The sequence below is a fragment of the Providencia sp. PROV209 genome (assembly GCF_028479485.1).
GTDB lineage: Bacteria > Pseudomonadota > Gammaproteobacteria > Enterobacterales > Enterobacteriaceae > Providencia > Providencia alcalifaciens.
The window spans coordinates 35,219-53,222 of the sequence record NZ_JAMPNR010000022.1 but is presented as its reverse complement, the minus strand read 5'-3'; the positions used below and the strand labels follow the sequence as shown (position 1 = coordinate 53,222).

The window sequence follows — 18,004 nt, the reverse complement described above, 5'->3', positions numbered from 1 at the left end:
ATAGGTACGATGAAATATTCCGTTATTTTTCACATGGCAATAACAGCATTGACGACGTGGTGTTTAACGAGTCAGGCAAAGTTAACTGGCACTGTTTTTGGCTGTGCCAATAGACCCATAAAGGCTCTTGTCTTATGACGCCAGCCAGCCACGTCACGCCATCCTCCCCCACAATTCCTAGCTCTTGATTTGCCTCATTACGTACACTGGCACCAAAAGGTGGCTTTTTGCCATTTTGTAACGTAATCACTGAGAACAATTTTTCGCCTTTCATAACAGGGAAGCTGCGATAGCCAATAGCACCTTTCGTCAATGTGATATCGCTGGTTGCATTCAATGCTTCAATGTCATCGGGTAATTTGCTGGTGTTGATGGAAGCCGTAGATTTACGGTAACTATTCATATTTGGGAGCACCGCTAAGCCAAAACGGTTCGTTTTCGTCACCCCTTGATTCAGAGGAACACCACTTATGTCCGAGGTTTCGACCATAAGACGTGTATCTCCATGCGCAGAACGGTGTAACGCAATTCCTTTACCCGTTACCGTTATCCCACTCTTAATGGAGGCGCCAACACTACGATATTGATGCGGTACATAGCTGCCATTAACCGAGACGTTGGCATCTGAGAGGTCACGAGAATAAAAACCACTAAAACTCGTTTGGCTATCCATATCTTGACCATGGTTATATCCCATCGTCAGGCTATAGTTATCCCGCTCCCCATAACCGCTATACCCCACATTATGGTTATATTGGTTCTGTTTATTTGAGCGAGAATACAGCTCGGAGAACGTGAGGCTATGCCCACTGTATAGCGGGATGGTCAAATACAGGTTAATCGCATCATCTTCATAGCCATTACTTCGCTCGGTTCGCGTCGCAGAAAGTGCAATATTGCCGTTGTATTGAGAAAGAGATGGAAAACTGAGGCTGGTATTGGCATATAAACCATATTGAGTTTGAGGATCATCCTGCCAATAAGTGCTGTACTGATAATTTAATGACAGATTAAAATCATCAAAATATTTATTTAAATAAACTTGGTAGTTTTCCTTGGTTGCGCGAGGTGTCTGCCCCGTTCGATCCTCATCCATATACTGCATTAACGTGCGATATTCTTTGTCTGCAAAACGATAACCTGCAAAGGTAATATCTGTTCGTAAATCATCGAATGACTTTGCATAATTAAAACGATAAGAGCGCCCCTGTAAGTGCCCCTTGTCATCATCAGAATAATCAGCAAAGGATTGCGTAATATCTACAGCAACAGCCCCGAAAGAAAACAGATCTCGACCAATCCCTAATGCCGCGCTTTGATAATACGCATTAAGCTGAGTACCACCATAAAGCGACCACGCATTTGATACACCGTATGACAATTCACCACTAATGACGGGATCTCCCGTTAAATGTCGATTGTCATAACGTGTTTTCCCCACCGCAGCTTTATAATTTATCCGTCCAGGGCGCGTTAAATAAGGTAATGAAGCCGTACTAAGGCTAAATTTGTTCTCTTCCCCATTTTCTTCACGCACCGTCACATCTAACACACCACGGATCCCACTATCTAAGGTTTGAATACGAAATGGACCCGGTGGTACTGAAGTTTCTGAAATAATTCGGTCCTGACTACGCACAATAACAATGGCATTCGTTTTTGCGACTCCGATAATTTCAGGCGCATACCCCACCAGTTTTGGCGGCAACATGCGATCATCACTTTCAACAGCAATCCCCGTATACTGCCAAGAATCAAATACATCCGAATAAAAATTGTTCTCCCCTAAGGTGAGCAGTGCCGCGGAGTCCTTCAATGAACGAAATGCATATAACCGACTGAAATCAAAATTATGTTTCTCTTGCGAATAGACTCCACCATGCTGTTCTTGATAAGTCCCGCTAAAGTCTCCACGTAAACGCCAAGCACCAATATTGATCCCAGATGTCCCATTGCCAGATAAATAAATACGCTTATCCCCTTCGGTTTCTTTTGTTGCAGACACATTCGCGCTGTAATCCACAAACGCACCATTGATCCCTTCTTCCCAATACTTAGGCGGGATCCAATAAGGATCTCGATACTCCATCCACATCTGCGGGATCGTCATTTTCAGAGACATTGTGGGTAAATCGACTTTAGTTTGAACGCCTGAAAGTGCAGAAAAATTCAAACATTGGTCATCGCGAAACAGTGTGACTTTTTCCTCTGCTGATTTTTTGAGTCCCATTAATCCCAGCAACTGAGGTGCAAGACACACCTGTTGAGATAACGTTTTCTGTGTATTTTTCTCATCAAAAACAGCGATATCTCGAGGTTCCCCTAAGCGTTGACCATTCACAAAGACGGTCAAGATATAGTCACCTGGTGGAACATATCCAGCGACCGAGAATTGGCTCATATCAATGTTACTAATATCTTCAGCATCTAATACATCTGTATTAAATTCAGCAGCATGCGCATTTCTGATCCCCATACTTAACGCTAATAAAATCGCCAGTCTTAGTTTGCTATGTTTGAACATCATGCCCTATACCACCCCAAATGCGACGAGTGTGCCCCTCTCGAAAGGAATTTCGAGATTATGTTTATTTGCAATTTATTGATAATCGATGAAAAAGCGGATTAATCCTTGATAGTTACCCGCTTGGATCGGTTCTCCTGTCAGCTCCAAACGTAAAAAGTACTGTAAAAAGAGCGTTTTCTCTGATTTATCATGCAGTAACACATTGTCTGACAACGAATAATATTGACCCGGCACCAATGCATTTAAACGATTATCCAGTACCGAAACCCCAAGACCTCGTGAAGCTCCTTGCAAGACAAACCCATTAATGTGTTCCGCGGTTTGTCCCATAAAGCGAATAGACCACGTTTTAACATCAAGCGAAGAATAAAGACTTCCACAATCTCTTAACTCAAGAATGAAAGGTTGGTTATGCTGTTCACGTTGCAATTTAGTCCCGAGCATCGTGATAGCTAGCGGCGAGAAATCAATCGTTTGGAACCTATTTTGCATCACAACCGAACACGGTGTCGCAATCACAATACCTTTGAGAGTTGCGCTTCCATTAAGCTCAATTTTTTTCTTGCTTTCAGCCCCTGAAATGACTGGGTATACCAGAATACTGACCATTATCAATTGTGCTAATTAGCGAGTGACCCATCGATAAACAATCACAGTTTCCTCCCTCAACTCAGTCGTAATACCGCCAGCGAATGCCAGCGGTAGACTCAGATGTTTACTGGTAAGTAATGCGGAAGTTAGTTACGGCACTAAATTTACCTTCAGCGACATCTTTATTCGTATCAATGGCTTTAGCTAATGCTTTGAACGTTAAAGTGTTATCACCCTTCTTATTGATAATACGGGAAAAAATATCTTTGGCTTTACCAAACTCAAAACCATCAATACCAATCCCCACGTTATTTGCATTGCCAGCAGACGTTGAGAGCAAGGTATTACCCGCATCCGCGTAATTTTGCCCTGTAAAAACCAGCTCCATACTTTTCACTACCGCAGGTGTTCCTGCGGCATCTTTGGTGTAATCTGAAAAATCACATCCCGTTAATTCAATATTAAAATCCACCTCCGCATTGCGACCATTCTCTAAGCCTCGACGAGAAAGCTGTCCAAAATCAATGGTTTGCTTCAAAGAAGACTGAGCAATATTGCAGGGCGAAGTCACAACTGTACCGATAAAATTCACCGTACCGGTATTCTCCGCCATAACACCAAAAGAAGTCGCCGATGCTGCCAGCAGCGTCATGGTTGCTAACTGATTAAGTTTCATAGAATGACTTTCCTTTCGTTTAAAGATGAGAGAAATACAAAACACCATTAAATAATTAATGGAGATAACAACATGTTAAATATCATTATTGGGTATTAAAGCTCATGTAATGCCCTGAACTTCAATTTATCGTAATATGAATATTTTGATTTTTTATCTTGAAATAAAAAATTATCTTGTAGTTTTATTTCTGCTACTTCATCTGAATAATTGGCTATAACTTTAAAAAAAAGTCAGACCAATCTTTGCCTAATTTATTTAATATGGCATCAAGAGTTTCAATGCTCACACTCGTAATACCACGTTCATATCGGGATATTTGTTGTTGACTAATATGGAGCATCCTACCTAATTCCTCACCAGTCAGTGAACAATTAAGCCTAGCCTCCCTAATAAATGAACCAACCTCTTCACGTAGTCGATATTTGTTTTTCATAATATTAAAACCAAATTTAAATAGCTTTAATTTTATTTACTCAAAGGTAGCCATATCATTGAGTAAATAGTTAAATAAAAAATGGATATATCCAAAGTGCAGGAAATTAATTTATTAAAATATAGATACAAGAAATAAATCTGTAAATACGTTTATATCGATCGAAATTATATTATTTAATAGTTAATATCTATCAAATTAAGTTTATTGATCACCTTTAACCTAGGTAAAATTAAATACACTAATATTTATCAAATAGTTACATAATTACATATGTATTATATAATTATGTAACTATTTAAATACCCAATAATTAAACATACTAAAACCTGTAAAAAAACATCAATTACCTTTAATAAAAAGAAACTATTTTCATTTTTGAAAATGACACTGAAAAAACGCCAAAAAAAGAACTTTCGTTTTAATTAAAAATATCAAAATTAAAAATACAATATTTAATTAAAAATAAAAAACAACCTAAAATTACACATTATATGTGTTACATAAATTCAACCCATAAGATTTAAAATATAATTTAAAAAAGAGCACTAAAAGGAAATCGAAACCTATCAATCAATAATAAAAACCTATTTTATCCATATCATGCTAAAACTATACAAATGATGCATTTTTCATTTTTAAATATTAACTGAAATAAATTAATCCGCTAGGATAATGAAAAAAGGAGCCAATAATGCAAACTCAATTTTACAGCTACCAACCACAACAAGGTCATGGTCTTCCCCACGATCCTATTCCCTCATTGATCGCTCCTCGCCCTATAGGTTGGATTTCCACATGTGATAAGCAAGGTAGAACGAATCTTGCACCTTATAGTTTTTTCAATATCTTTAATTATTCTCCGCCTATTTTGGTCTTTTCCAGTGTTGGAAAAAAAGATTCTGTCACTAACGCAATCGAAACGGGAGAGTTTGTTTATAATCTTGCGACCCTCGAATTAGCTCAGCAGATCAACCTAAGCAGCGCCATGCTACCTCATGGAGAAAGTGAATTTGACCTCACGCAGCTTTCTACTTTGCCATCCACATTGGTGACTCCTCCACGTATTGCCCAAACACCCGTCTCTCTAGAATGTGTTGTCACCGAATATCAGCAATTAAAACGAGCAGATGGTAGCTTACTGGATACATGGATGGTCATGGGGGAAGTGGTCATGGTGCATATTGATAAAGCGACCTTGGAGCAAGGCCTGTATAACAGCGCACGCCAAAAACCGCTGATGCGTGCAGGAGGACCCGCTGATTATTATTGGATTGAAGAACAACAAAAGCTCGAAATGTATCGCCCTAAATAATCAATAGAGGCTAAGACCAGCACATATTACGCTGGTCTTAAAACCCATTATTTGGGTACGCAGGTATACACCCAAGCAGGTGGGAAATTTCGATATACCCGCTCTTTTGTAAATGAAAAATAACGAGAAAATAACCGCTCGCAACCTTGGGTATACTGAAATAGCACCAGCCTACCGTGATTCTTGAGCAAGCTTTGGCGTACCTTTTTCAAGATTCGCATACTGGTTTTTTTATGTAGAGACAAGAAAGGGAGCCCTGAAATAATCAGATCATAATCGCCACGTAAATATTCAGCTGAGCAAGGTTTAACTGTTACTCTAGGATCTTCAATTTGATTTAAAATAGCAATAAAATCACGATTAATTTCATAGAGCTCCAAACTCGATTTCTCAGGAATTTCATTTGCAATGTAACGCGTCATTACACCATTACCCGCACCGATCTCTGCAATTTTTATGCAATTTCTCCAATCTATATTGCTAACTATTGCATAGCATAACCAGCGAGATGATGGCATCACTGTTCCCATCGAGGCGGGTGATGCAATAAAATTTTTAATATAGAGTTGGTAATGATTTTTTTGAGAAAAAAACGATGCAATCATGCTTCCTCCTGAACTCGGAATACCTTTTCTATTTTCCTAAGTTGCCGTTCCACACTCGCTGCAAAATTTCGCATTTAGGCTGACGATACTGCGGCATTGTCGGCAGATTATTCCTTCCGCGTTTTGGCGGTCACCGTATTGATAACCCTCCCCCAGTTTCGCACCATACCCGTGCTTATCTTGGTAATTGTGTTTATCACGGTAATTGTGCTTATCACCGTTATTGTGCTTAGAATCTCTACCATGCCTTGAATTATTTTGATATTGGCCACCGTGTTTAGCGCCGCTGCGATGTTTACTGAGATTAAATAACCAGCTGAAAATTGACATAAAAGATATCCTTTACAGTTATTCTTCACACGAGTATAAACCTTAGAGCTAACTTCAAACACAACAGCAAAACTCAATAATTACAATAAAAAACCATTGATTACGTAAACTGAATTTCGCTGTTCTATACCAACAAAAATAGACTCAGCAGCCATGATTGAGCTTTACGATTTTAGCAATGATGTGCCATAGGAATTATCAATCACGCATAACCACTTGCCTTCAATCAGTTTAAAAACGTAGGTGGCTTCTCGCGCCGTATTAAATTCGGTGCCATCCTGCATTTGTGCACTTAAAAGAGTCTCAGCGAGCACTAAGGCGCAGTCTTCACCAAAAATGACTTTCACCGCACCTTGGGAAACTTGCAGAGTATGATTAAAAAATTCTGCAATAGCAGAAAAGGCTTTCTGGAGGTCCTCTTTTCCATGGACATGTAAGCCATCTTTCACCACTAATGCGCCATTTTCAGAATAGAAATTCATTAAATAACTGAAATTTTCTTCTGTGATTGCACGATCTGCGCTGGCAATTAAGGCTTCAAGATCTTGGGTATGTTTTTGAGTATTATCGAGAAGATTCATTGATAGTTCCTTGTGGAGAGTTAACCAGACAAGGACAAAAAACCCGCCTTATCTGGCGGGTTGAGGATGTCACAGACTCCCACCAGTTAAGTGATGGTCATCATAATCATTAAATGAGCGGCATGCTGCGACATAGTTTTTTCCTCAATAGAATTAGAAAATACATTATCAGTAATAAAATATATTTCAATGATGATGTAAAAACGGCTTAAGTATCTTAAGCCGTTAGGGTCAACATTTCATGAATCAGTGTTTTGAACTTTTATGGTGATTTAATGTTTCTTCTTTTAAATCAAGTTCATCACGTAAGCGATGATACACTCGTTCGTTGATGTTTTTTCCTTTACGCATTTGGTATAAGGCTTCACGCTTCGCCTTAAGAGCGGAATTAGACATCGAGCGTTCCATTTCGATCATACGGTGTAAGTCAAAGACATCCGATTCAGTTTCATCGGAGTTATCTAAACGACGACCATAGATTTCGAGCAACTGAGCCCCGACTTCGGTACGCATCGCAATCTCATCCACATCTTCGGAAGGGTGATTCATTAACTCACGAATATGTGCCATTGCCGCTTCGTTTAGCGCCAAGCGGGCACGAATTTCGTCGTTATCGTAGGGTAAATCTTGGACTAACCCTTTGGTTAAAATAGGTAAAGCAATACTCGCAATTAACAGGGAACATAAAATGACCCCCATCGCGAGAAAGATTGCCACATCACGGTTAGGGAATAACGAACCATCTGGCATCAACAGTGGTAAGGTCAAAATACCCGCTAATGTAATTGCACCGCGCACACCCGCTGTTGCCATCACCGCCATCATACGAATACGCACTTCATCCGCTTGTTTTCCACGACGTCGATGATGAAACACCGTCAATGTCATTGATATCCATACCCAAGCAAAACGCAATGCACCTAATGCAATGGTAATCACTGCCACATACACAAATAGCATCCACGGGTGGCTAGCACCTGCTGCTTCAGCGACCTGTGGCATATTCGTCCACATTCCCGGTAACTGCTCACCCAGTAGGATAAAGATCATGCCGTTAAGGCCCGTTTGCACTGTATCCCAAACTGCCTTACTTTGCATGCGTGTTGCGGCTTGCATACGCCCAGCAATTTTTTCATAGTGCATCGCAATACCTGCAACGACCGCGGCAAGTATCCCAGAAACATGCAAATGCTCAGCAAGTAAATAGGCTGTAAATGGCATTAATAAGCTAATCATGATTTGGATGGCAGGTTCTTCACCAGTACGCTTAACCAAGAATTGGTTTAACCAACCTATAGCCCATGCCACTAATAAACCAATCGCAATACCGCCAAATGCCACCAGTACAAATTGCCCTGCGGCAGAAGTCAGAGAAAACTCACCTGTCAGTGCCGCGACAACCGCAAAGCTAAAGCATACTAAGCCTGTTGCATCGTTGAGTAAGGACTCCCCTTCTAAAATGTGCGCCATACGCGAAGGTAATGGTGAATTCACTGTCATTGCGGATACAGATACAGGGTCAGTCGGCGAAAGAATCGCCGCCAGCGCAAATGCAACCGCCAGAGAAATCGTTGGAATCAACCAATGAATAAAGAAGCCCATTCCAATCACTGTGACAACAACCAGACCGATCGCCAGAGATATAATTGGTTTAATTTCTTGAAATAACGCCTCTTTTGGAATGCGCCAGCCATCAAGAAACAGTAATGGAGGAATAAATAAAAATAGAAACAGATGAGGTTCAAATTCCACTGTAAACCCATAAAACGATAAGGCAGCACCTAACGCGATTTGGATAATAGGTAATGGAATAATGTCTTTAAGTAATCGTGAAACGAACACGCTCACGACGACTGCAAGTAAAAAAACGAGTACAAGTGTCACTACCGACATTGAGTGCTCCATAATGGTTTATCTTAGTTATCTGATTTGCAGTAAATAGATAAATCAAATCAATGTAAAGTGACAATTTATGCTCTAGAAAAAAAATAAAATAAATCAAAAACTACGATAGCAATCATTGTGTTACAGAATATTACTTAATTTCCAACACATTACATTTATGATGAATATGTTAGTGTTTTATCAGGGTTTAATAATTATTCGTCCTATAAAATTCTCATACTCATCAAAAACAGATGAATCCTAGTATTTCGATGGAGTTTATCTATTTGATTTCTGGGCTATGTCTATCAATTAATTCTTGTAAAACTTGTTTGAGCATTTTGCTTTTACGAGCGCCTAATGGTGCTAAAACCTGCCTTTCATGCTCTTCTGCGGCAACCAATAATCCTTCCACTAACTCCACTCCACTCGAAGTCACACTGACTAATGTCACGCGTCGGTCACTCCCTGAATGATTATTATGGCGGATTACATGCCCTTGTTGCTCCAATCGCTGTAAAACCCGCGTAATAGTCGGTTGCTTGCTGACTGTTTTTTGCGATAACTCGGTGATCCCCATCGAACCATTATTCGCCAATGTCGAAAGCACTCGCCATTCCAACACGGATAACCCGTTAGCTTCCACAACCGCATGAAATTCAGAAGAAACCAACATCCATGCCTGCCCCAGCAGAGCGGGCAGGTAATTATCAACGAAGACTTTCGATTTAGGCATCAATTCCTCTTTTTTAGCTTCTGGTTTTATCACGTTAGAAGCTAGCAGAGTAGCAGAAGGAAACCGAACTCTTAACATAATTTAACTAAAATCTGCCACTAAGCAGTGAGCCAAAGCCATCAACTCGAGTATCTAATCCCAATTTTTTTAGCATCATATATGTCGTTGCCACGGATGATGACAAGACAGGCAAGCCCACTCTATTTTCTATCAATTGAATTGAAGGCAGTGAAGGCATCTGTACACAAGCCGATGCAACAATGACGTCCACATTGGTATTCAGTTTTTTGGTAATTTCAACAGGGGCTAATGGATTTTGTCTACCAACTTCAAGGTTATCAGGTATTTCTAGAGAGATACTGTCTACCACCTCAATACCTTCATGTTCGATGTAATCGATAACCAGCTGTGTTAATGGTTTCATGTATGGGGTCAGAATTGACACTTTTTTGGCACCCATTGCATGTAAACCATCAACTAAAGCCCCTGCACTTGTCACGACCGGCGCTGGATGCCCGTTATCTATCGTGCATTGATGAAGACGTTTTTGCGAAATGCGGTGATAGCCTTTACCCATGCTCATAATGGCAACTAAGCAGGCATACCCCAATACATCTACATCAGCATCGGACAACTCAATAGCACAGCGATCACTGTCAGAATCCATTTTAGCTAATTCGTCTTTGGTCACTTTTTGCATACGCATACGGCTAGAGTGAAATGTAAAGCGTTCGGCAAACATGGCTTCACGGGCACGTAAAATAGCCGGAATTTCAGTTTCCATGGTGGTATTAGACGAAGGCACAATCTGCCCAATACGAAATGTACGCGCTAAGCTCATAGTCCTTTCTCCAAAGAAGAGTCATCCGATTCAGCAAATTGATTAAGTTCATCAATATCTTGCCCACTATGATGGAAACGGGCAGCCGTTAAAGGACGTCGATTAACCTGTAAATCAAAGATATCAAAGCGATTATAATGCCCAGTAATATCATGCATCTGACGAGGTTGAATGCAGCGATTCAAATCAATTTCACCATAAACAATACCTTCTTTATCAATCAAAGGTTCCCCAATAACGCGCCCATCGGGACCGATAATGCCGGAAAATGCACTATTTGGGCGAGCCAGTAATTCACGAGACTCAGGATGGGATGTTGCCATGGCGTCAACGATTTCTTCAGAGACCGTTGAACAAGAAATGATAGTAAATACCTTACCTTCAAAGCAGTGCGCTGAAGCTCGTAAGCGAATGGCATCAGCCATGTCGTAATCTTTCGGTGCAACTGGCAGAGCAATATAGCTGGCAATGTGTACCAGCTCACCCTGAGCTAATAATGAGAAACGCGCCAATGTATTGGTATTTTCCCCACATGCCAGTGCGCCTAGAGGACCAATGCTCGTTTGGTGCACTTTTAGAGAAGATGCATCACCGTTCGCCCACGTCAGCTTTTCCGCCCATGTCGGCACTAATTTACGGTGCCGCCCTAAAATTTTGCCTTCATCAGAAATAGTCACCAGCGTGTTATACAGCGTCGCTATGCCGTTCGGATTACGCTCATTCACCCCAACAACAACGTTGATATGGTGACGAGCCGCCGCCTGCGCAATTTTTTTAATTTCGGGTCCCGGTACTTCAATCGCTGACTTACACAGTTTTTCAAACCATGGGCTGCCATCAATCGGATTCATCACCCAGCTCCAATACGGGTAGCCAGAAACAAACACTTCAGGGAATGCGACTAATTTAGCGCCATTATCAGCCGCCTCTTCAATAAGCCGACACACTTTGTCCACAGTGGCATCAGTATCAAGAAATACAGGGGCGGCCTGCACTGCCGCCGCCTTAAATTGAGGTAGATTCAACATGTAGTTATCCCCATTAAGTTATACTGCAACCACTGGATGACGTAACTCACCGATTTTTTCTACGTAAGCTTCAATCACATCGCCTGGCCACACCCACTCTTGAGGAGAACGTCCGGCTCCCACCCCTTCAGGCGTTCCTGTCGCGATAATATCCCCGGGTTCTAACGTAATGCCCTTGCTGATGTCTGCAATCAATGCATTCACGTTAAACAACATATGACGCGTATTGGAGTCTTGCTTAGTCACACCATTGACTTTCAGACTCAGATTCAATGAATGTGGATCAGGAATTTCATCCGCAGTGACGATACAAGGACCAAATGGCGCATAGGTGTCTTGTCCTTTCGAGTAAATCCATTGACCAGCTCGACGGCAATCACGAGCACTCATGTCGATCATCAAGCTATAACCGAACACATAATCCAGTGCATCTTCTTGCGCTACGCCTTTAGCTCGAGTTCCCATAATGACCGCCAATTCGACCTCCCAGTCTAACTGCTGAGTAATTTGGGCATTATGTTCAATGGCATCACCCGGTCCAATCACGGTTGTCGGCGGCTTAGAAAAAATCACAGGTTCTTTTGGTAATTCTTTAGATGTATCCAACGTACGGCTAGACTCTGCAACGTGCTCAACATAGTTCAAGCCAATACCAAAAATGTTTTTTCTTGGGCGCGGAATTGGCGCTAATATTTTCACATTTTGTACAGGCCACGCCGTTCCTGCAGGGAATTGCCCTTGATAACCATTTAATAACGCCGTTCCCACACGCACGCCTTGAGGACCTAAATCAATAAATTCCAGCATGTTATCAGGAAGATATTGACCATTTTCCTCTGCCAATCTCGCTAAATCCACAACTTGCTCATCCACAATCGCGCCTAAGCGAGCTGCTGCGGTAACATCTGAACGGTAAGTAATAAGACGCATAATTTTTCTCCTTGAGTCAGGTCTCAAGACCTCACTGAAATCTTCACGTAATAGTTAGAATCGATAATTAGATCAAATAGTTAACCAATCACTTTTTGGTGACCGTCATTTTCCACCAAAGCCTCTTCATAATAGAGACCAAGGGAGTGCATCACTGGCAAGTCGCTAAAACAGAACAGACAAGCATCTTCACTTTGGGATGTATTAATATGTTCGTGGAACATCCATGACGGTACACAGAAAATGTCGCGCTCTTGCCAATCAAAACGCTGCCCGTTAATAATCGAGTAACCTGACCCTTTCGCCACTTGGTAAATAAAGCTACCCGTATGACGATGAGCTTTACCAACAAAGCCAGGACGTAATAACTGCATGCTTGCCCCAATGGTTGGCATGACAGGACCGCCAGTTAATGGGTTGGTGTAATTCATTAAGACATCATCAAACGGTGATCCTTCCGTCACTTTTGCGGCTCGCTGTAACGCTTCGTAAGTGGGCCCCCACTGGTATTTAAACAATGGCGAATAAGGCTTATCCCATCCCACATGGTGCGGACGTAATGCCGTTGCCCCCCACATCCCAACGGGATAATCAACTGGGCGGGTTTGTGCTTGATGTAAATCTGGGTGAACTTTGTAAAAACCAGCCTCCATGGCATTGACGAGTGGAATATCTAATCCGTCCTGCCAAATACACGGCAGCCCACCTTCTTCAACACCATGCTCATGCCAAGTACCATTTGGCGTCAGCACAAAGTCATTGGCTTCTAAAATCATTTTTTGCCCTTCCACGATGGTGTAAGCTCCACGCCCTTCCATAATGAAACGCAAGGCAGATGATGAATGCGCATGAGCGGAAGCCGCTTCTCCGGGATGCATCACCTGTAAACCTGAATACAACCATCCCACCGCAGCAGCAACATCTTGGCGACCTGGGTTATTTAAATAAATCACGCGACGACCCGCCTTTTCTGGCGTCACTAAATCCACTGAACGTAAAACATGCTCGCGTAAATCTTGGTAACGCCATAGCACTGGCACTGACTGAGATTTTGGCTGCCATGGCTCAATTTTATTGGCAACAGTCCAGAGCGCACCTGTTTTTAATTCATCTAACTGCTTGTAATACGCCAACAATTCCGGTGTATCTGCTACATCTGCGCGTCCTGCGATATTCTCTCTGTATTGTTCATGGGACTGAGTAGTCATGGTTTTTCCCCCTTTCGCATTGACGCCATTAGCGGTTTTTCGATTGTTGGACTAATTGTTGGCGACCATATTCATAAGGTGCTGGCCAAGTTACGCTGTTCCATCCAAAGCGCGCACATTCATGTAATAACCACGCAGGATCAGAAAGCAGCGGGCGAGATAATGCACAGAGATCGGCTCGCCCTGATGCGATAATGCTATTAACTTGATCTGCATCGGTGATTGCCCCAACGGCAATCACCGGAACCGATCCTTCATTACGAATTCGATCCGCCATTGGCGTTTGATACATACGCCCATAAACAGGCTGCTGAAGAGGGGAAACCTCACCGGATGAGCAATCGATAATATCGGCTCCAGCTTGATGCAGAGCCTGTCCAATCAGCACTGCTTCATCAACTGTCGTTCCGCCTTCCACCCAATCTGTCGCAGATATTCGCACCGAGAGCGGTTTGTCTTCAGGCCACACTTTCCTCACCGCGCTAACCACTGCTAGCGGGAAACGTAGACGGTTTTCTAATGACCCACCAAATGTATCAGTGCGCTGGTTAGTCAGTGGAGAGATAAAGCTCGATAACAGATAACCATGCCCAGCTTGCAGTTCTAGCCAGTCAAAACCCGCTTGATCTGCACGTTTTGTTGCCGCCACAAATTGGTCAATAATGCTTGCCATCTGAGCTTCGGTCAGCGCAGATGGTGTCTGTGATAGAGACGGTAAATAAGGTAATGGGGAAGCTGAAACTAACGGCCAGTTGCCTTGTTTCAATGGATGGTTTTCTTGTTCCCAACCGCGCTGCGTAGAGCCTCGACGTCCAGCATGCCCCAATTGCATCCCAATTTTCGCATCTGTTTTCTGGTGTACAAATTGCGTCACATTTTTCCATGCCGCCACTTGCGCATCATTCCAAATACCTGGGCAGCCCGTCGTCACTCGCGCTTCTGGAGAAATGGCGGTCATTTCCGTCATAATTAAGCTGGCACCACCTAACGCACGGCTACCGATATGCACGAGGTGAAAGTCACCTACCAGCCCATCTGTTGCGCAATACAACAGTGTTGGAGAAGCAATAACACGGTTCTTCAACTCGACATTACGCAAACGAAATGGCGTCAACATCGGGGCAATTTTCTGACTAGCGAGATGGCTTGGTAAACCTGATTTCTCTGCAAACCAATTTTCATAGTGGGTTAACCAGTGATCATCACGCACACGCAAATTTTCATGGGAAATGCGCTGAGAACGGGTTAATAGAGAGTAAGCAAACTGTTCAGGGTCGAGATTTTCGTAACGTTGAACATTCTCAAACCACTCGGTCGAGTTACGTGCTGCATTTTGGATTTTCAGCACTTCAACACTACGTACTTTTTGATAGTGCTCTAATCCTTTGCGCAAATCACCTTGGGTGGCTTTCAAGCTTTCACATAATTCGATGGCATCTTCCAAAGCCAGCTTGGTGCCCGACCCAATAGAAAAATGCGCGGTGTGCGCTGCATCACCCATCAGAACCACGGGAACATCTTTACCGCTTGTTGGATGTGTCCAATGTACCCAGTTATCACAAATAACTCTCGGGAAGCGGATCCAAATCGCCGCACCGCGTAAGTGAGCAGCATTCGCAATCAACTTTTCACCATCTAACCATGGCGCAAACAGTTTTTCACAGTAAGCTATTCCATCTTCTTGAGACATTTGGTCGATGCCTGCTTTAAGCCATGTCTCTTCCGTCGTTTCAACAATAAATGTAGATAAGCCTTCTTGGAATTGATACGCATGAACTTGGAACCAACCGTGCTCATTTTCAGCAAATATGAAGGTAAATGCGTCGAAAATCTTTTTCGTGCCTAACCAAACAAAGCGGCAACGACGTTGATCGATATCCGGTTTAAAGACGTTTTCATAGCGAGTACGGACTGCGCTGTTGATCCCATCAGATGCAATCACCAGATCTGCATCATATTGGCGTGCGATTTCCTGATCATCGACAACTTGAGTTTCAAAAACCAATTCGACACCGACTTCAAGGCAACGATCTTGCAAAATATTCAGTAATTTCTTACGTCCTATACCGATGAAACCATGACCGCCGCTACGGTTACAGCTACCTTTGAAATGAATGTCGATATCATCCCAATGGCTAAATTCGGCGCTGATGGTCTCTGCGGATACAGGGTCAGCTTTGCGCAAATTACTTAATGTGGCATCAGAAAATACGACACCCCAGCCAAAGGTGTCATAAGGACGGTTACGTTCAACCACCACCACCCGATTTTGTGGATTTTGCAGTTTCATCAGCAACCCGAAATAAAGCCCTGCGGGACCGCCGCCGATACAAACGATATTCATGGAATTTCTCCTTTAATTACGTTGTGCCATTACACCGGTTGCTGCTGGGTTAAGGCGCTATACAGTGCTTCAGGGATAGGAATTGCCTGATGCGTGATAAGTGATGTCGTGACATAAGTTTGTGTCACTTCCATGCGCAACTCGCCATCAAGACTGATGCAACGTTGGTGTAAAGTCAGAGACTTACCGCCAATGCGATTAACGTGCAGCTCAAGCTGAACATCATCCCCCATCCGACTAATTGCTTTGAAATCTGCTTCTAAATGCACCGAGGGTAAACCAAAGCGTTGCTCAAGGATGTACCCTGCGAATCCTTCAGGAATCAACTCATCAAACCAACGTTCAATGAGATTGTTAAACATCACAAAATATTGCGGATAAAATACAATTCCTGCGGGATCGCACTCTGAAAAGTGGATCCGATGGTGTCGAGAAAAGGTCAGTAAACTCATGATGCGGTCCTTATTCCATCGCCAAACGCTGACGGCATTTTTTCAATTCATTACCGTGTTCATCTGCCAAAGCCGCTTCACGCAGTTCACGTAAATTAATGGGGGCTAACTGGCTACCATGACGCTCAACGATTTCCATCAATATTTGGAAATTGCGCAAACCACGGGCATGAGTATCGCTATATCCCTTCACCACTCTCTGGCATTGCGCAATCTCAGTGGCTAGCGCAGGGTTGCTTTTCGCCGCTTGCGTCACCGCATCTAACCATTTTTCAATACGGTTATTTTCAAGTTGATAACGCAATGTTGAGCGCCGCCCTCTTCGCCACGCGGCGAGTGCATATAACTGTAAAAAGCCCCAAAGCGAACTGGTAGTGATCGTGCGTCCCTTTTGCGTTAATTTGCGAACGGCTTTGTGAATCCAATGTGGTTTCATTAGCCAGTTTCCTAAACTTTTGGGAAGCGTTTCGCAAATCTCTTCAATTCTTGGATGCATAAATTCATTGATATCGAGCAATTGGTTATCTTTTGCTTGGACTTCACTACGGACTCGCGCAAAACGGCTATCACGAATTTTTAAGTCAGCCACACGGATGGTGTCCTCATAAGACATCCACAGTGCTAAATGGCGAACTAAAGCACGTTGTAAGCGCGGATCATCGCCGCCTTTTTGCGCAAATAACGCTTGAAGTTGATTGAGGTACGACTCTGCATAAGCAGGATCTTGGTAATCAATCAAGCGACGAACGCCTTCAATGGCAAGGTAATGAACATGGTCAGGGAATTGGCTCTCAACACGCGCAAGGAGAACGGCAACATGTTTATTTTTTGGTGTTTTTTCAATCAATTGCGAAGCTTCCGCTTGATACGTTTCTTCTGGTTGCGCCGCTTTTTCAGCACCCAACGTAAACGCACGCAAACTGGGTTTCACCCCAACACCACCACGAACAATGGTTTCTTCAAACTGTTCACGGCTAAATGGCAAAACCCCCGAACCAAACAACGCACCAAACAGAACGGCACTGATGACACTGCCACTCTCTTGCGCAGCTTGTGCCATATCAAAATGAATAAATTGACGGGCAGCTTGTCCTGCATGACGAATCAACGCTTGGCTATCTACGCGCCCATCCCCCATAGCCGACTTTTCTGCAATCGAATACACCCGATGAGTCGAGCTTATCAACGTAGTACGTTCCGAAGTCACAAAACCACGCTGTACGGCACGTCCTGCCTCCATTAGCTCGGAAGCTAAAACCACATCCACATCTCCCGGCATTGGCATTAGGGCTAATACTGGTGAAGGGGTGTCTGGGTTGTCAGCCCCAGGGAATAATTCAACATAATAAATTGTTGCCCCCGTCCGCTGAGCCACACCCGGTACTGACGTGGTTTGCGCAAAATACCCATTCTCTTCGCCAAGATTAACAATCCAATCGGCGAGAACGCCGCCGCCTTCCCCACCCATTGCAAGGATGGCTATTTTGATAGGCTGTAAGGTCATTAAAGGTTGTGTCATA

General features: G+C 43.0%; 17 protein-coding genes. 1 reads left to right on the top strand and 16 read right to left on the bottom strand.

Going from position 1 to position 18,004, the window contains the following annotated elements; all coding sequences use genetic code 11:
• Window positions 1–22 precede the first annotated feature (22 nt).
• The 4 genes from PR795_RS15650 to PR795_RS15635 form a co-directional block, all read right to left on the bottom strand.
• Window positions 23–2,527 carry a fimbria/pilus outer membrane usher protein gene (locus tag PR795_RS15650; protein WP_181480548.1) on the bottom strand — a complete coding sequence of 835 codons (2,505 nt, stop codon included), beginning with the start codon at window positions 2,525–2,527 and terminating at the stop codon, window positions 23–25.
• Between the two features lie 72 nt (window positions 2,528–2,599).
• Window positions 2,600–3,136, bottom strand: a complete 537-nt coding sequence (locus tag PR795_RS15645) for a fimbrial protein (protein ID WP_006658273.1) — start codon at window positions 3,134–3,136, stop codon at window positions 2,600–2,602.
• 106 nt (window positions 3,137–3,242) lie between these two features.
• Window positions 3,243–3,794, bottom strand: a complete 552-nt coding sequence (locus PR795_RS15640; protein WP_006658272.1) for a fimbrial protein — start codon at window positions 3,792–3,794, stop codon at window positions 3,243–3,245.
• Between the two features lie 214 nt (window positions 3,795–4,008).
• Window positions 4,009–4,230, bottom strand: coding sequence for a helix-turn-helix domain-containing protein (locus PR795_RS15635; RefSeq protein ID WP_036973089.1), 222 nt, complete (start codon window positions 4,228–4,230; stop codon window positions 4,009–4,011).
• A 694-nt stretch (window positions 4,231–4,924) separates the two neighbouring features.
• Between PR795_RS15635 and PR795_RS15630 the strand changes: the two genes are divergently transcribed.
• Window positions 4,925–5,545: a flavin reductase family protein gene (locus PR795_RS15630; protein ID WP_036959812.1), complete on the top strand. Its 621-nt coding sequence runs from the start codon at window positions 4,925–4,927 to the stop codon at window positions 5,543–5,545.
• Between the two features lie 47 nt (window positions 5,546–5,592).
• On the opposite strand, the gene PR795_RS15625 is transcribed toward PR795_RS15630, so the two are convergent.
• From PR795_RS15625 to PR795_RS15570, 12 genes are all read right to left on the bottom strand, one after another.
• Entirely contained in the window at window positions 5,593–6,150 is a 558-nt protein-coding gene (locus PR795_RS15625) for a class I SAM-dependent methyltransferase (protein WP_006658269.1), read from the bottom strand.
• A 36-nt stretch (window positions 6,151–6,186) separates the two neighbouring features.
• The gene (locus PR795_RS15620) at window positions 6,187–6,480 is read right to left on the bottom strand and encodes a zinc ribbon domain-containing protein (RefSeq protein ID WP_036959814.1); all 294 of its coding nucleotides are present in this window, start codon (window positions 6,478–6,480) and stop codon (window positions 6,187–6,189) included.
• Window positions 6,481–6,644: 164 nt separating this feature from the next.
• Entirely contained in the window at window positions 6,645–7,061 is a 417-nt protein-coding gene (locus PR795_RS15615) for a YybH family protein (protein ID WP_036959816.1), read from the bottom strand.
• Between the two features lie 246 nt (window positions 7,062–7,307).
• Window positions 7,308–8,954 (bottom strand): Na+/H+ antiporter, encoded by a 1,647-nt coding sequence (locus PR795_RS15610; RefSeq protein ID WP_006663330.1) that lies wholly within the window; start codon window positions 8,952–8,954, stop codon window positions 7,308–7,310.
• Window positions 8,955–9,228: 274 nt separating this feature from the next.
• Window positions 9,229–9,681: a MarR family winged helix-turn-helix transcriptional regulator gene (locus tag PR795_RS15605; protein WP_006663331.1), complete on the bottom strand. Its 453-nt coding sequence runs from the start codon at window positions 9,679–9,681 to the stop codon at window positions 9,229–9,231.
• 85 nt (window positions 9,682–9,766) lie between these two features.
• A complete protein-coding gene (locus PR795_RS15600) occupies window positions 9,767–10,522 on the bottom strand; it encodes a maleate cis-trans isomerase family protein (RefSeq protein ID WP_036959819.1) in 756 nt (251 codons plus the stop codon).
• On the bottom strand, window positions 10,519–11,550 hold the full coding sequence (locus PR795_RS15595; RefSeq protein ID WP_006658263.1) for a carbon-nitrogen hydrolase family protein: 1,032 nt from the start codon (window positions 11,548–11,550) through the stop codon (window positions 10,519–10,521). The genes PR795_RS15600 and PR795_RS15595 overlap by 4 nt, the downstream gene beginning before the upstream one ends.
• 18 nt (window positions 11,551–11,568) lie before the next feature.
• Window positions 11,569–12,480: a fumarylacetoacetate hydrolase family protein gene (locus PR795_RS15590; protein ID WP_181480546.1), complete on the bottom strand. Its 912-nt coding sequence runs from the start codon at window positions 12,478–12,480 to the stop codon at window positions 11,569–11,571.
• 80 nt (window positions 12,481–12,560) lie between these two features.
• Window positions 12,561–13,688: a cupin domain-containing protein gene (locus tag PR795_RS15585; RefSeq protein ID WP_006658261.1), complete on the bottom strand. Its 1,128-nt coding sequence runs from the start codon at window positions 13,686–13,688 to the stop codon at window positions 12,561–12,563.
• Between the two features lie 28 nt (window positions 13,689–13,716).
• Window positions 13,717–16,032: a bifunctional salicylyl-CoA 5-hydroxylase/oxidoreductase gene (locus tag PR795_RS15580; RefSeq protein WP_006658260.1), complete on the bottom strand. Its 2,316-nt coding sequence runs from the start codon at window positions 16,030–16,032 to the stop codon at window positions 13,717–13,719.
• Window positions 16,033–16,061: 29 nt separating this feature from the next.
• Window positions 16,062–16,484 (bottom strand): acyl-CoA thioesterase, encoded by a 423-nt coding sequence (locus PR795_RS15575; protein WP_181480544.1) that lies wholly within the window; start codon window positions 16,482–16,484, stop codon window positions 16,062–16,064.
• 10 nt (window positions 16,485–16,494) lie between these two features.
• On the bottom strand, window positions 16,495–18,003 hold the full coding sequence (locus tag PR795_RS15570; RefSeq protein WP_272516934.1) for an indolepyruvate oxidoreductase subunit beta family protein: 1,509 nt from the start codon (window positions 18,001–18,003) through the stop codon (window positions 16,495–16,497).
• Between the last annotated feature and the right edge of the window lies 1 nt (window position 18,004).